The following is a 16,592-nucleotide window of genomic DNA, read 5'->3' on the forward strand; positions in this document are numbered from 1 at the left end:
GATCTGCATCATCTATGTCTATCTTGGGTTTAAATCCACTCCTGATAATTCCGCTGATTCGGGTATCTGCAATACTCTTCTCAGGTCATTTTCCCCCAGCTCAATTACATCACCTTCCGTTGTGCTGTGCGTTATCACAATCTTATGTCTCAATATATCAAACCAGCGCATCCCTTCCTGTGCATATTCCGCCCGTTTAAAATCAAGAATGGTTTGCAGGATGCCTTCCTGCAGATCGGAAATGCCGTAAAAATTTTTAATTTTCGTTTCAGTGATGCGATGCGTTGCTGAATTATATCCAACGATACGGGTAGAAGCATAACTGTTAATATCCGTTAACGCATCGTTGGTGTTATTAAGGGCGTTGTTAGCTTCGGCTTTATTAAATAATACTTCTTCCACAGTAAAAAGCGGAACCATAATATAGCCTACTCCTATGCTGGCATTTACAGAGTTGCGTACAAAATATTCATTGATCTTGGGGATCATATAATTATTGGTACCGGCTGTATAAATATGGTTTCTGAACGCCCAGGTACCACCAGTAACATTACTTCCAAAAATCTCATCGCGGATCGCGGATGTCATACCATACCGCACACTGTAATAATACCGGCCCCACCAGGAAGGTGTTTCTCCCAGCAGTAAATTAGCCGGCTGACTGGCTTTAGCATATTCTGCCCACATTTCCCTGTAAGTATAAGTAAGGTAAGTAGTGTTCCACGGGCGTAGTAAGGTAGTTATATTGGAAGTAGTAAAAACCTGGCTGGCATATTCAACAACTTTTGTATACTCTTTTTTGTATAGATAAAAACGTGCTGCAAAGGCATTAGCCGCGGCTTTGGTAAAATGATAACGGGGAGCCGCGTATTTCTGATCAACCAGCAAAGGCAGCCCCTCCTGCAGATCTTTTTCAATCATTTCATATACATATGCTACCGTTTTTCTTTCATAATGCTTAATCACCACCTTTTCCGGCTCCGTAACATATGGAATACCCGGATCTGAAGAAGCAGTAGCCGGATCATATACTTTTGAAAACAAGGTTACCAGCATAAAATGTGCATAGGCCCTGGCTACAAGTGCTTCTCCTTTCTGGGCCTGGTAATCGGCGGGGTTTTCAGCGGTATTACAGGCTTCCAGGGCATGATTGGCGGCAGCTATAGCGGCATAGCAGGCATTCCAGTAATATTCGGGAGAATCCTGCTGGTTATCGGTTACATCTTTATACATATAAGCGTTCGCATTGCTAATATCCTGCTCCCCTACCCCTTTATCGGCAACATTGTCTGATAAAGATTCACAAAAATCCATATAATTTGCCTGGGGGTACGCGGTACCCAGCAATTGCGATACTTTTTCAGGCGAATTAAGCTCCGTTCTGTTATCCGGTAAATGTTCCAGGTACTTCTTACAACTGGTGTTAGCCGCAAGCAATACAACAGAGAAGTATATAAATTTTTTTTTCATAATCGAATGATATTAAATGCCCACTTTTACAGAAAGCGTGATTTGTTTTTGAATAGGTTGCGCCACACCACCCGAGTTAAAAAATTCAGGATCCTGTCCTTTTAATTTTTTATCGGCATATATAAGCCACAGGTTGGCTGCAGCTGCCGTTACCGACAAACTATTAAGCCCCATACTTTGTATAGTATTTACGGGTAACTGGTAAGAAAGGGATACAGTTTTTAAACGGATGAAATCGCCTTTGGCTACTCTTTGTGTTGAGTAATTATAATTATTATAAGGATAGGCGGCATTCAGTTGCGCTGCTTCAAAAGCTTCCAGAATAGAAGGAATATTCGTTAGTAATTCATCGCCGGGCAATACCCACCTGTCGTTAAACTCTTTGGGCATGGCATCCAAGTCCGAATAATAGGTTTTAAATGCCGGGTATAGTCTAATTTTATTACCCGCCTGGTAGGTGATGAAAATATTTGCTGAAAATGCTTTGTAATGAAAGGTATTCGAAAAACCACCGTTAAAGGGCGGATCAACAGGTCCCTCATACACGAGGTGCTCCGTTTTTTGATCCTGCAGATATACAGCAGCAGCGGTTTTGCCATTTTCATCTACAAATTGCGGGATACCGGTGTTGTGTTCCAGCCCTTTATAGTTGAGTGAAAACAGGCTGCGAACCGGGTATCCTTCTTTATTGCCTCCTTCTGCTACTACAAGACTGAAAATATCGGGAATATTTTTGGCATTGGTAATTTTGTTCTCATTGTATCCAAAAGTAAAGGTACTCTTCCACCCCCAGTTACTCCGGCGTATGATCTCTCCACCCAGGAGCAATTCACCACCCCAGGAGTCCATATCGGCATAGTTAGCCGCTTTATAGGCTTCCCCGCCAATACCGGAGGTTTTAATAAGGCTGATCAGGTCGAAGCTTTTCCGCTGGTAAACATCAATACTAATATTCAGCCTTCTTTCCAGCAAACTGGCATCTACTCCAATATTGCCGGTATATGATTTTTCCCAGGTGAGCTCCGAATTTTCGAGATTAGCCAGTTGAATTACGGATTCTCTTTCAGACAAATAAGGCCGGTTTGTATTAATGCTTCTCAGCACTACATTAGAATTATTGGCGGGCCCCATGCTAGCCGTTAAACCATAGCTCGCTCTTAATAATAAATTATCGAGCCAGTTTATTCCCCGCATAAAAGATTCCCGGTCTACGTTCCATGATGCGGCCACGCTCCAGGTAGGCAGCCAGCGTGCGGTGCTTGATTTGCCCAGGCGGTTTGAGCCATCGTACCTGCCCGTAGCCGTAAAGTTATATTTGGAATTGAAGGTATAATTGCCGGTAGCATAAAAAGCAACAAACCGGTCATAATCCTTACCCATTTCATAGTAAGGAAAATTACTTTCAATCGTTTGTTTAAGTATCCGGTAATCTATGGCAGGCAAGCCGCCGTTATCGTATTGATATCCATAACCGGTATTGCTAAAGTTTTGTCTGTCGGCAGATTTTACCTGCATACCACCCAGCAGGTTTACCGAGTGTTTATCATTTATAACAGTGGAATAATTAATGCTGTTCCGGAAATCATAGCTCAGTAAAAAATCTTCGGCTCTGTTGTAGAAGCCACCATAAGGTAACACAACAACAGGTTCCGCTTCGGGATCATCGGGATCGCGATAGAGGAATTTATTATTTTGAGCAATAGTAGCTGTTCCTGCCGACCTGTATGCCCGGGCCATATTGGCGTTTTCAGTGATCTGGTGCTCGCGGGTTGATTTTACATAGCGCAGTGCGCCGGTAAATTCATACGTAAAGTTTTTAGCGAATTTGTAATTGATATCGCCCTGCAGTCTTAAATCTATGATGTTGATATCAAGAAAGTTATTCCTCAGTTCGTTGATAATATTAAAAGGTGCAAAATTTCGCCTGAAGTATTCCTCGTTCCCGTTTTCATCATATGCGGTAATGGTGCGACTGGTATTTAATGCAAAGCTGAAAGGGTTGATATCAAAGTCGCGGTCGTACTGCCCTTCTACCGGGTTAGGATTACGGGCAAGGGTTCCCGGTGCTTTTTGCTGACGAACAGAGCCCAGGGTGGCAAATCCAACGGAGAACTTATCGGAAAATTTATAATTGTTCCTGAAGTTAATTGTATAACGGTTAACCTTATCCGCTATGGTCCAGCCATTGTCACCATAATAGCTCATCGAAAAATAGCTCTGCGATCTTTCTGTACCGCCGGATATGCTTAGTGAATGCTCCTGCACCAGGTTATTGCGGAATAAAATGTCAAACCAGTCGGTATTAGCGGCAGCATATCGTTTCAGGAAATCGGCTCTTGCTTCCCGGGTGTTTTGGAGCGGGAAATTTCCGTTATCATCAGCGTTCATTAATTCATACATCTTTCCATATACTCCGTTATCGGCACGGTTAAGGATATTAGGGTTTAAAGACCCTTTACGTTCCAGTTCCCCCAGCATAGACATCTGCTGCAGGGAGTTCATAATATTATAATCGGCATATGTGGGTTTAAGCTGTGTAGTAAAATTACCTGTATACGCTACCGTTGTTTTGCCCGCACGTCCTTTTTTGGTAGTGATCACCACTACCCCGTTCATGGCCCTTGCGCCATATAATGCAGTAGCGGCAGCATCTTTAAGGATATCAAAACTTTCAATATCATTGGCATTCAGTCCTGCCACAGCCGACCCCAGTAACGTAGTAGGATCGCCGCTCGACAACTGATCATTGGAAATATTGATAATATCTTCCAGCACCACGCCATCCACTACCCATAAAGGTTTATTATCGCCGTTTAAAGAAGTGGCTCCGCGAACCCGCACTTTAGGAGCAGCGCCAAAGGTTCCCGAAACGTTTTGTACAGCTACGCCTGCAGCGCGGCCTTCGAGCATACGGCTTACATCGGCCACACCGTTCATCTTAATATCATCTGCTTTTAGCGAAGTGGCAGCACCGGCAAATTTCTTTTTATCAAGATTTTGAAAACCGGTAATCACCACTTCTGCTAAGGCGCCTTCACTTTTGGCTAATACTACATTAAGAAAACTTTCTCCCCTGTAAATAACAATTTTAGGCGCTTTACTTATAAAGGTAAACTGCAGGCTGTCGCCGTTCCTGACTGCTATGGTAAATTCACCATTGCTATTGGTCATTGTTCCTTCACCGCTCCTCAGGTTTTCAACAGATACCCCGCCCAGCGCAATTTGTTCATCTCCGTCTGTTACTTTTCCGTTTATCCTTACAGAATCCTGCATGGCCGATTGAAAAAGCAGGTGGTTGTTACTGGAATACCCGGCATATGATCCGGTATAAAAGAAGCATAGTACAATCAATGTAAGGCAAGGTAGTATTGAAAATTGCCTGAAGTACGCTGTTATTGCAGGCTCCTTTTTATGAAAGACCATATCAGTTAGTTTATGTATTATTTAATAGGACAATGATTTTAAGTAAAACGTTGATTGAAAACGCTTTATTTTTTTAAAAATTTTAACCAAAGCTGCCTGCAAGATAAATAAATCCTTTGTACAGCTTTTGCCGGTTATGTATTATATACGTATATGGCAGATAAAAAGATGGCATCCGGGCAGGATTCACAGGTTTACACCTGATTTCCCGCAGGAAGAAATTTTGTATGAAAATGAAGTATACTATCTTCGCCGCGCTTTACCGCGCATTTAAACGCGTTAATTAGCAACTGTTCAATATTAAAAAATCAAATACATAGTATGAAAAAGTATAAAGCCGGAGTGCTTTTTGGCGAAGAACTGGAAGCGTTATATAAAGACGCAAAAGAGAACCAGTTTGCCTTACCCGCCGTAAATTGCATTGGAACCAACACGATTAATGCAACCTTAGAAACCGCCGCAAAGGTAAACTCACCCGTTATTGTTCAGTTCTCTAACGGCGGGGCGCAATTTATTGCCGGGAAGGGAATGCCGAATGATAAGCTCCAGGCCAATATTTCAGGCGCAGTTTCAGGTGCACTGCATATTCATAATGTAGCTAAATATTATGGTGTGCCCGTAATACTGCACACAGACCATGCTGCAAAAAAATGGCTCCCATGGATCAGCGGACTTATAGATGCCGGCGAACAATACTTTAAAGAGAAAGGACAACCGCTTTTTAGCTCGCATATGCTTGATCTGAGCGAGGAACCCATTGAAGAAAATATTGAAACCTCTGTTGATTTTTTTAAGCGTATGCAGCCACTGGGGATGGGCATTGAAATTGAACTGGGCGTTACCGGTGGTGAAGAAGACGGGGTAGACAACAGCAATGTAGATAATGATAAATTGTATACCCAGCCGCAGCATGTAGCGTATGCTTATGCTGAACTGGGTAAAGTGGGCAGCCTGTTTACCATAGCAGCCGCTTTTGGTAATGTGCATGGCGTATACAAGCCAGGGAACGTAGAACTGCGTCCGGAGATCCTGAACAACAGCCAGGTGTATATTGAAAAAGAATTGAAAACCGCAGTCAAGCCTGTTTATTTTGTGTTCCACGGCGGAAGCGGTTCACCGCAGCACCAGATCCGTGAAGCCATTGGCTATGGCGCTATTAAAATGAATATTGATACAGACCTCCAGTGGGCTTTCTGGGAAGGCGTGCTGGGTAATTATAAAAAGAGTGAAGCTTACCTGCAGGGACAATTAGGCAACCCGGAAGGTGAGGATAAGCCCAATAAAAAATTCTATGACCCACGCGTATGGCTGCGTAAAGGAGAAGAATCGTTTATTAAAAGGCTGGAAGTGGCATTTAATGATCTGAACTGCATTAACAGGAACGCATAAAGTTTTAGCTTTCCGGTTGTTTTGCCGGTTAAAATAATAAGGTTGATAATCTGATTGAAGATTGTCGACCTTTTAAATTTTTAGGGAGAGCCTGGTTATATGTTTCGATGATCAACACACAGGCAAAATAGGGTCATAGGAAAACACAGGCTATATTAAAAACTTGTGTACTTAGATTATGTGGTAAAAATTCAGAAACAGCGATAATAACAAACTGATTTCATTTCCGGACATCCCAATTCAGGTTAAGGTATAATAAACACCCCTGATTCGTAAATACCGCAACGATGCTGCAATGAATAAAATGCTCTTTTCTGTAACCTTTAGGCCTTTCTTCCATCTAACTATTATTACCAATTTCTTTTAATTCAAATAATAAACATGAAAGCGAATAGCGTATTAAAACCGTTTTTAGCAACTGCAATTGTATCTGCTGCTATATTTTTAACAACTGCCAGCGCACAGGATACCCCCAAACTTTCGGATGCGGAAGTGGCTTCGGTTGCTGTGGTGGCTAACCAGATTGACATTGATTATGCGGCCATCGCGAAAGAAAAGTCAACAAATGAGGATATTCTGAAATTTGCCGACATGATGACCGATAATCACAAAGCGGTAATTGCCCAGGCAGTGGCGCTCGTTACAAAATTAGGCGTTACACCCAAAGACAATGCCGTTAGTCAGAAGCTACTGGCTGATGCTAAAAAAACCGAAAAAACATTGCGTTCAAAAAAGGGAAATGCTTTCAATAAAGCATATATAGATAATGAAGTGACCTATCATAAAGCCGTAATTGGCGCGGTAGAAGGCCTTTTAATACCCGAAGCGGAAAATGCTGAGTTAAAGGCATTGTTACAAAATGTTGTTCCTTCATTAAAAGCACATCTCCAACATGCAGAAGCAGTGCAGAAGAAGTTTTAATAATGAACCATAGCATGAATGATAGAATATTCTTTCACTGCCATTCGGATAAGCTTATCAAAATGCCTGCATAAACATAAGGGTTGACGACCGTTCTAAAAAGGGTTGTCAACCCTTATGACTTAAAGTACTTGTTTAATTAAACCCGAAGGCCTTCATCATTTTATCGAAAATGCTATTGTTTTCATATATGCCCCCAAACGCTTCGGCACCGGGGCCATAAGCAAAAACAGGTATCATCACCCCGGTATGTCCTTTGGTGGTGAATTTGGCAGTCACTTTACCGGATATCATATCGCCTCCGTTTAAAGAAAGCCCCCCGGTTTCATGATCTCCTGTAACAATTACAAGCGTATTACCATCTTTTATTGCAAAGTCAAGCGCGGCGCCAATGGCCTTATCAAAGTCAATCATTTCAGTAGTAAGGTAATCTATATCGTTGGCATGACCACCCCAGTCAACCTGCGAACCTTCTACCATCAAAAAAAATCCATTCTTATTTTGTTGCAATAGTTTTAAAGCAGTGTGCGTTGACTGGAGCAACTGGTCGCCCCTGCCCTCTGATACTTTCGGCGGTTCGCCGTCTGCTATGAAGCCGGCCAATTTGCCTGAGGTCACTTTTACGATATCTGTTAATGTATCCAGCACCTGATACCGGCGTGCTTTAAGGCTGTCTAAAAGGTTACGTCCATCTTTACGCTGGTTAAAATATTTTCTTCCTCCACCGATAAAAACATCAATATCTGTTTTTAGAAAATCCGCCGCTATTTCTTCCTGCATGCTTCTTGAAGGCTGGTGGGCTATAAAAGAAGCCGGCGTGGCATGGGTAACCGCGCAACTCACCACCATTCCCGTTGCCAGCTTGTTTCGTTCGGCTATCTCAAGAATGGTAGGCTGTGCCAGCTTTGTAGCATCCACGCCAATAGCGCCATTATATGTTTTTTTACCAATGGAAAAAGCGGTTGCACCGGCGCCTGAATCTGTAACGTATCCTTCTGAAGGCTGGCTTTTATGAAAACCGCTAAAGGGAAACCTTTCTAAGTTAAGCGTTCCGTTATTGGCAGTTAAGCCTGCAAAGATCTGTGCCGTTCCCATGCCGTCGCCAATCATTAATATAATATTCTTCGCTTTCTTATTATTGTTTTTTTGCTGGCTAAAAACAACTGAACTCAATAATAAAAACGAAAGGATGCAAATGCAGTTTTTAATCATGAACTTTATTTTTTTAATACAAATACATTTTCCGGTTCAAAACTCCGCATTATAAACGACAATATGCACCAGTTCACAAATAGTTAATATAGCATTGAATAAATCGGTTAACCGATAATGATCTACATCCGGTTGCTTCAATAATTTGCTTTTATTCCCGTTACCCTACCCTGCAAACAGCAACAGCAAACATTTTATTGCAAATCCTACTTGCTATTCACTATTCACCACTCACTACATGCCCTTCACTTCCCAGCCTTTACGGTAACGGCGGCGCAAATATTTTTCAGCCTCAGGATAGTTGGGGAACTTCATGCTCACAGCATCCCATTCCAGCAACTGGCCTGGCACTCTTATGGCTACGGTGCCAAGAATGATAGCTTCCGTCATTGGCCCCGACTGTGCAAAATGCGATTCCGTTTTTGGCCCACCCAGGCAGGCGTCAACAAAATGATGATAATGATTGCGCTCTTCCAGTTGCGGAAGTATGTGCGCTTTAAATTTATCTTCGGGCAATAACACGGGCATTCCGCCATGCGGTATCAGCAGGGCGCCTTCTGTTCCTATGAGCATGGCGCTCTCCGCAGGGTATTCTTTACCGTTATATAAGGATCGTATTTCCTGCGGGGGGTAAAATGCGCCGTCGAACCATTCTAACGATAAAACTGTATCCTCCGTATAATCATTTCCCGGGAACACCCAGGTAATATGATCGCCCTGCGGCCAGGTATCGGCTCTTCTTTCAGGTGCATCCTTCCATGATTGCTGTACTTCCGCAACAACAGATATGGGCTGCTTTAAACCGAGGCCTTTCCATACCGCATCGAAAATATGACAGCCAATATCGCCCGACCAGCCGGTTCCAAAATCCTGCCATGCCCGCCATTTGGTAGGGTGATAAATTTCAGGGGCATAAGAACGTTCAGGTGCTGTGCCGATCCACAGGTCCCAGTTGAGATGTGCAGGTGGCTGCTGTTCCTGTGCGGGACGCGGGCCAACCAGCCGGTAAGTATCAATGGCTCCGGGACGGTTAGAGCACAGGTAAGCATGCTTGATTTTTCCTATAGCGCCTTCTTTGATCCATTGCACGGCCGTACGGTCACCCTTACCCGAAGCAATCTGTGTTCCCAGTTGGGTAATGACACCAGCCTTAACCGCTGTTTGCGTAAGCATCCGCACTTCTGCAACGTCATGGCACATGGGCTTCTGGCAGTATACATGCTTACCGTTTCGCAAAGCCTGCATAGCTATAGCAAAATGATTATGATCCGGAACGGTTATATTTACAGCATCTATTTTCTTTCCTTCTTTTTTAAAAAGTTCCCGCCAGTCGCTGTACAACCGTGCCCCGGGAATAAGCTCCGCTGCCTTTTTCAGGTTGTTGGCGTCTACATCGCACAGCGCAACGATTTGCACATTGGGATGGCTTTTAAATTGGTGCAGATCGTGAAAGCCCATTCCGCCAACGCCAATACAGGCATGGTTGAGTTTTCCATTACGTGAAGCCGCCTGTGCTGCTTGGCCAAAGATCATGGGACCTGCAATAGTGGCTGTTGCAGCCGTAGCAACAAATTGCCTGCGTGATAATAAACGGTTTTTTTCTTTCATAATATGGTGTGATTGATTGTTTGTATTTCCTTTTCAAGCCTGCAGCACGCAATAATGCCGTTATCCTTTAACTCCAATAAAAATATCAACTTCCGCATTGTGGCTATGCTTTTTTTTGCAATAACCTTTATTATTGTTATCGGTTACCTGCTTCTGGTTGTACCCGCTTCATTCGCTCAGGTTATCTGTCTTAACTGTTCGCCACTCTTCACCAATTCCCAAAAAACAATAGCATCTTTTGGGTAAGGTATTTGTGGCAAAACGGTTTCGGGTAATCCTTCCCATTGTATTCTGTATGCAGGACTGTGTAATGCCCCGAAAATGTAATCGGCTACATCAACCGGTGCAAAACTGAGCTTGAACTCGGGGCGCACTTCTTCACTATTGATATAACATACTTCACTTTCTTTTTCTTTTTCGGGTACAAAGGATAACCCAAGGTCTGTGGCTATTCTTTGAATAACTGTCGGATCAATAGCAGATACAGCCTTCGCTGCAAAATCAATATATCGTCCTGCATTCCGCATTGCATCTGCAGGAATATTTAAAAACAATTGCGGTACAGGAAAATCCTGTTGGTATTGCGCTTCCATATTGAAATCATTTGCTGTAGTAATATCTCCAGCCAGTCGCCCGGTGTCTGTATATGCTGAGCTTGTTGCCTGTAGTAAAATTAACGGTTTAAAATATCTTTGAGCGCTGCATCAAGCGTGGGATATTTAAAAGCATATTCTGCTTCTAAAAGTAATTTCGGCGAAGGTATGCCAAACGATATATTCATCAGCTTTCTGAAGGTTCTCATCAGTGTTTTATTACTAACAGGATGAGGCGAAGAAGAATTGTAAACTCTTTTTAGATGCTTATGGGTTTATATGAAAGGAGGAGTGCATTCCTGACTGCCTTTCTAAGTTTTTAGAAGAATCAGTTTCCAGCTCCATGAAATGCTATAGAGTGCACAGATTTCAATAAAACCTCTTTTTGCTCATCAGTTGTAAATGAAATGATGATGTTTAAGCTGAATCTCTTTATAACAGTAGAGAAATAAATTTGTTTAATATCCAACCCTGCATATTTTATCCCCGTGTTCATTTTATAGAAATCAGTTCTACTTACCACCTCCTTTTCAAATTCCGTATCAAGATAATCATATTGGAACTGAGATTGGTCCAGCAGCTTTCTTGCCTGGAATAAATAATCACTTCCTTTTTTTACTCCCGGGGAATGTTGTACGTTTTCAGCTACCAGCATAATGCTGGGGTTATAATCAACAGGTGATCCCAATTCGTACTGGTAAACGCCTAAAAGATTGGCAACATTGATTTCCGCGGCTTTGTAAACCGCTTTCATCTTTTCATCATCCCCGGTTACTAAAGCAGCACCTTTTTTCGCAAGGTAATCTATTTGTTCCCTGCTTTGAACAACCCAGCCAGCGGGAAGGGTTATTTCAAAATGTAAAAATGAATTGAGATATTTCCCATTTTCAACTCTCCCATAATCAAAATCCTGAGAGTTGTTCTGGGCATTTCCTGTGGCAACAAGTATTATCAGTATAAAAAGATGCAACCATTTTATTTTCATCGTGCTGTATAATTGTTTCTATTCACCTAACGACAGGATGATCTTCATTATTTTGTGAATCATTTACTTAGCCGGCAGATTCAATCCTCCATCGTTTGTTTTCTCTAACCTCCGCGCGAACTCACCATTGGCAGCACACGCAATCCATTATACCTTTCGCTGCTTCAAATTTGGAAGAAACCCTGTAAGCAACCCGATCAGCGGTAAAAAGGAACATACTTTGTACACATACTCAATACTGGTAATATCAGCCAGCTTGCCCAGCAGCGCCGATCCGATGCCGCCCATACCAAAAGCAAATCCGAAAAACAGTCCCGACACCATACCCACTTTGCCCGGCAGCAGCTCCTGCGCATATACGAGGATAGCAGAAAATGCGGAAGCCAGTATAACACCAATAATAAAGATCAGAATACCCGTCCAGAAAAGATTGGCATAAGGCAGTACTAATGAAAAAGGTGCTACGCCCAGTATGGAGCCCCATATCACGTATTTGCGGCCGATCCTGTCGCCAATAGGTCCCCCGGCCAGGGTGCCCGCGGCAACCGCAACTAAAAACACAAACAGGTAGAGCTGTGATTGCTGAATACCCACGCCAAATTTATGTATTACATAAAAAGTAAAATAAGAGCTGATGCCTGCCATATAAAAATACTTGGAAAAGATCAGCAGCAGGAGTATGACAATGGAAGCGACTACTTTATTTTTTGAGAGATGGTGGGGGATGACGGCGCCTCTTGCTTTTTTGCTGATATGCAGGTAACTGGCGCTATACCATAAGCCCACCCTCCATAAAACAAAAATGGCCAGGAGCGCGATAACGGAAAACCATGAAATGCTATGCCTGCCGTAGGGAAGGATGATGAAAGCCGCAAGCAATGGACCGATAGCGGAGCCGGCATTACCGCCCACCTGGAAAATAGACTGCGCCAGGCCGCGCCGCGGGCCGGCGGCCATATAGGCTACCTTGGACGCTTCGGGATGAAACACGGATGAGCCTACCCCAATCAGCCCAACAGATAGCAACACGCCGGGAAAACTGCCCACGTTTGCCAGTAATACCAGCCCCGTAAGAGTAAAGGCCATGCCTGTGGCCAGTGAAAAGGGCTGCGGCTTTTTATCGGTATATAATCCTACCAGCGGTTGCAGCAGTGATGCAGCCAACTGAAAAGTGAGGGTTATCAATCCAATTTGTACAAAGCTTAAAGAAAAAGCATCTTTGAGCTGCGGATATATAGCAGGGATAATGGATTGTATGGTATCGTTTAACAGGTGGGAAAAACTGATGGCGAAAAGTATGGGAAAAACAGTTTGCTGCGCTGCCTGTTCCATGCTGATCGTCATCTCCTTTGCTTCATTACGCTTCATATTAACTAACTCCTTTGAGGATGCAAAATTAGCGCTTCTGGCTTTACTTATCAGCAAACGGGTGAAATATAGTCCCGCGTGGTAATGTGAAGCTAAGCGTAAAACGGCAGACGGGAAACGTGAGAATGTGAAATCTGTCGTTTCTCATCTCACATATAAATAAGACAAAATATTGTTTACGCAACAATAGGTTACTATCTGATGCAGGCGCTGTTACACCGCCAGTAAAATGGCAACATAATGACAAATGGCTGCCGCCAGCACAAAAAAGTGCCACACAGCATGATTATAGGTATACTTATGCCAGAGGTAAAAAATAACACCCAGGCTATACAGGGCGCCGCCAATAAGAAGCATGATCAGCACCGGTTGCGGCAGGGCTACAAAAAAAGTACGTCCGCCTGCTACCATTATCCATCCCATTGCTAAATAGATGATGGTAGACAATTTATTCCATCGCCCGGTATAGAATATTTTAAATACGGTACCCAATGCCGTTAATGCCCACAATACCGACAGCAGGGTAATGCCAAACGCATTGTTCATATAGATAAGCAAAAAAGGAGTATAGGTGCCGGCAATAAGAAAATAGATGCTGATATGATCAAGTATCTGCAGCACTTCTTTGGTTTGGGCATGCTGGAAGCCATGATACAAAGTGGAAAAAGTAAATACCATCAAAAAACAAAACCCGTAAATGGCAGCGCCTATAATGCCGGGCGTGTTTTCGCTTTTGGTTGCCAGGGCAATGAGGATGGGAATACAAACAATACCAAAGAGGATACCGAATCCATGTATGATGCTGTTAACCAGTTCCTGTTTTATTTGCACCTGCGGATCTGTGGTTTGCATATGTATATTTTGAGATGCCTGGTAAGACGGCAGTAACTGTTGCGAAGTTAGGTTATTTGTGTGGTGCGGGGTTTTGCATAGCGCAGAGTTGTCTGCTTGCTGTAAACTTTGCATAAAGAGCCAATAAAATTTGAGGATTTTTTTTCTCTTTTGATGGAGTAAAATATCCATTGCTCAGCCTCCGATTTAACAATAAGTACCAAAGCGTTCAAAACGTTTTTCCCGGATTTTAAAAAAAAATTAAAATTAATTTGCGATTTATCAATCTTTATTTTAGCTTAGCAATGAAACTTATTTGCTAACACCACACCTGTAAAACACCTTGGCTAACACCAAAGTTATATTGTTTTTACTATGCCTGCTTCCCATGTCCGCCATTGCGCAGCAGTTGAACCACAGGCTAAAATCTTCCGTTTCATTATTCCCCGTAATATATAATACACAGCGTGATAGCTTAGCGCTTCCCGTAAAGGCATTTTACAATGCAGGCGACAGTATCTGGTATTACTTTCTTTTTATTGCCGGCGTTTGCAAAGGGAACTATTTTGCTAAACGGGTTTCCCGGGTTTCCTCTTTACCCGTTCAGGCTCAGCCGGTTGTTTCAAAAGAACCGGCCGTTTTACCTGCCGGACTCACTTTGCATGGTAATATGAACTACGACTTTTTTTATCGCTCTGCTGCTGATACGCCTTATTTGGGCACCAATATCATGCAACACAGCGTACGCGTTAATATGTATGCAACGCTTAAAAAAGTACTGCCTGTAGCGGTTCATATCCAAATGCGCTATAGCAATTCCCCTCTTTTTAAGAACTATACAGATGCCACTGTTGCATTCAACGGAGAAGCTTTTCAATCTGCCTTAAAAGAAAAGCTAAAAGCTAAAATAACAGAAAGGATCGGCCGTAACGCACCCGACAGGTTGCTATATGACGAACTGCAAAAAAAATATGCTTTACAGCAGCAACTCGCTCAGTGGCTGCAACATGGCCGTCAGGTGCAGCAACTGGCCGATAACAGGCAGGCTATTGCAGCCATTACCGGTAACACGGATATTTCGGAGTACAATAAAGCAATGCTGGAAGAAAAAATAAACGACTACTTGCAAAATACACCTGTCTATAAAGAAGAATATGCCGGTAATACCCAATGGATGCACAAAGGAGCGGCGCTTGCGGGCAAGACGAAGCAAATTGCAGCTTTTAAAAAACTGGGCATATCTTCTGTTACCCGGAACGTAATGAGCATCAGGCAACAAAACGCTATTGATTATGTAAAAGCATATATAGCAAAAAGAGAACAATACAAACAAGTTTCCGAAGAAGTAAAACAGTGGGAAGAAAAATACAGTAAGGCAAAAGCATTAACCCGGCTGGCTATAGATTCTGCCAGGCAACTAACAGATGCAACAAATGATCCTTCTGTGTTGCAGGATCAGGCAAAAAAATATGGATTAGACAGTAACAAAATCTATAAACGGATAAAACAGCTAATGGCTGTAAAAAAATTTGCTGTTGGCCGCAGCAGCGTTGACTACACTGAGCTTACAGCAAAAAACATAAGCGTTACAGGAATAAATGTGGAATACAGTTCCCGCTTTTACTATGCAGTTGCCGCAGGTACAGTGGATTATCGCTACCGCGATTTTATTGCCAGCCGAAATGGCAATATAAAACAATACCTTATACTCATAAGGACCGGTATAGGGAAAAAAGAAGGTAATAACTTAATACTTAGCTTATACAGGGGCAGGAAACAGGGACAGGGGTTTACCAGTACCCATCAACCGTTAACCAATAGTATATTAGGCTTTTCGGTTGAGGGAAGATATTATTTTAATAAGAACAGTTATGTTCTTGCGGAAATTGCCAAATCTTCCTATCCCCGATATGCTTCTTTACAAAACAGCCGGGACGGCGCTGCATCAAAGATATCCGCTTTATCCGATCGCAGTAACGAAGCGTACGCCGTACAGTTCTTTTCCGGTATTCCGGCTACCGGCACCCGCATTTACGGGCAATACAAGCGCACAGGTATTAATTTTCAATCCTTTACTGTTTTTAATTACAACGCGCAATATGCTGCATGGCAGGTAAGAGCAGATCAGTTTTTGTTTAAAAGAAAATTGTTTGTTACAGCAGCTATAAAGAACAATGCGTACAATTCACCTTATAGTATTTATAATTATAGAAGCAATACCATTTTTAAAAGTATACAGGCAACATTCCGGTTAAAAAAGTGGCCTGTGATTACCGCAGGGTATATGCCTTCTTCACAACTGAACATAGTGGGGAACGAAATTATGGAAACCCGTTTTAATATGGCAATGGCAACTATTAATTATGCATACCGGCTTAAACAGCATTACCTGTTTACAACGGTCATGTATACCCGGTTCTTTAATCATCAGGAACAACAGCATTTCCTGTATTATAATGCAGGCACGTGGCTGCTAAGTCATAGTGTTAGCGGCAACGGGTTTGTATTCAACAGCTCGGTTGCAGTAAGCTATAGTCCTGGTTATCATTTAACCACCACAGATGAGGGATTAAGTTACCGGCTAACCAAATGGCTGAACATGGGCGGAGGGCTCAAATGGAACAGGATGAACCATAGCAGCAACAGGCTGGGCTATTACGGCAATGCGCAGGTAGAACTGGCAAAATTGGGCGAAATAAGCATTGCATTGGAGCGTGGATTCTTACCGGGGCAGTCACAAACTCTGCTACCCAATGATATGGGCCGGGTCATTTATTCAAAAACATTTTAAA

The 16,592-nt window shown here is 42.8% G+C and carries 12 protein-coding genes; 3 read left to right on the plus strand and 9 right to left on the minus strand.

What is annotated here, in order from left to right:
- Positions 1–18: 18 nt before the first annotated feature.
- The gene (locus PLE34_RS13135) at positions 19–1,470 is read right to left on the minus strand and encodes a RagB/SusD family nutrient uptake outer membrane protein (protein ID WP_324557690.1); all 1,452 of its coding nucleotides are present in this window, start codon (positions 1,468–1,470) and stop codon (positions 19–21) included.
- 12 nt (positions 1,471–1,482) lie between these two features.
- A complete protein-coding gene (locus PLE34_RS13140) occupies positions 1,483–4,893 on the minus strand; it encodes a SusC/RagA family TonB-linked outer membrane protein (protein WP_324557692.1) in 3,411 nt (1,136 codons plus the stop codon).
- 321 nt (positions 4,894–5,214) lie between these two features.
- On the opposite strand from PLE34_RS13140, the gene fbaA reads away from it, so the two are divergent.
- Positions 5,215–6,282 (plus strand): class II fructose-bisphosphate aldolase, encoded by a 1,068-nt coding sequence (fbaA, locus tag PLE34_RS13145; protein ID WP_324557694.1) that lies wholly within the window; start codon positions 5,215–5,217, stop codon positions 6,280–6,282.
- A 381-nt stretch (positions 6,283–6,663) separates the two neighbouring features.
- Positions 6,664–7,203 carry a DUF4142 domain-containing protein gene (locus PLE34_RS13150; protein ID WP_324557695.1) on the plus strand — a complete coding sequence of 180 codons (540 nt, stop codon included), beginning with the start codon at positions 6,664–6,666 and terminating at the stop codon, positions 7,201–7,203.
- Positions 7,204–7,338: 135 nt separating this feature from the next.
- Here PLE34_RS13150 and PLE34_RS13155 read toward each other — a convergent pair whose 3' ends face one another.
- The 7 genes from PLE34_RS13155 to trhA all read right to left on the minus strand — a co-directional run bounded on the left by PLE34_RS13155 (position 7,339) and on the right by trhA (position 13,821).
- Positions 7,339–8,415, minus strand: coding sequence for an alkaline phosphatase (locus PLE34_RS13155; RefSeq protein ID WP_324557696.1), 1,077 nt, complete (start codon positions 8,413–8,415; stop codon positions 7,339–7,341).
- A 234-nt stretch (positions 8,416–8,649) separates the two neighbouring features.
- On the minus strand, positions 8,650–10,023 hold the full coding sequence (locus tag PLE34_RS13160; protein ID WP_324557697.1) for a Gfo/Idh/MocA family protein: 1,374 nt from the start codon (positions 10,021–10,023) through the stop codon (positions 8,650–8,652).
- Between the two features lie 176 nt (positions 10,024–10,199).
- A complete protein-coding gene (locus PLE34_RS13165; protein WP_324557698.1) occupies positions 10,200–10,616 on the minus strand; it encodes a type ISP restriction/modification enzyme in 417 nt (138 codons plus the stop codon).
- Between the two features lie 80 nt (positions 10,617–10,696).
- Complete coding sequence (locus PLE34_RS13170; protein ID WP_324557700.1) at positions 10,697–10,825, minus strand: DUF1731 domain-containing protein; 129 nt, start codon at positions 10,823–10,825, stop codon at positions 10,697–10,699.
- A gap of 119 nt (positions 10,826–10,944) precedes the next feature.
- Positions 10,945–11,601, minus strand: a complete 657-nt coding sequence (locus tag PLE34_RS13175; protein ID WP_324557702.1) for a hypothetical protein — start codon at positions 11,599–11,601, stop codon at positions 10,945–10,947.
- Between the two features lie 147 nt (positions 11,602–11,748).
- Positions 11,749–12,969: an MFS transporter gene (locus tag PLE34_RS13180; RefSeq protein WP_324557703.1), complete on the minus strand. Its 1,221-nt coding sequence runs from the start codon at positions 12,967–12,969 to the stop codon at positions 11,749–11,751.
- 213 nt (positions 12,970–13,182) lie between these two features.
- Positions 13,183–13,821 (minus strand): PAQR family membrane homeostasis protein TrhA, encoded by a 639-nt coding sequence (trhA, locus tag PLE34_RS13185; RefSeq protein ID WP_324557704.1) that lies wholly within the window; start codon positions 13,819–13,821, stop codon positions 13,183–13,185.
- A gap of 322 nt (positions 13,822–14,143) precedes the next feature.
- On the opposite strand from trhA, the gene PLE34_RS13190 reads away from it, so the two are divergent.
- Positions 14,144–16,591 carry a hypothetical protein gene (locus PLE34_RS13190; protein WP_324557706.1) on the plus strand — a complete coding sequence of 816 codons (2,448 nt, stop codon included), beginning with the start codon at positions 14,144–14,146 and terminating at the stop codon, positions 16,589–16,591.
- The last annotated feature ends 1 nt before the right edge of the window (position 16,592 follow it).

The sequence above is a fragment of the Agriterribacter sp. genome, from assembly GCF_035445465.1.
GTDB lineage: Bacteria > Bacteroidota > Bacteroidia > Chitinophagales > Chitinophagaceae > Agriterribacter.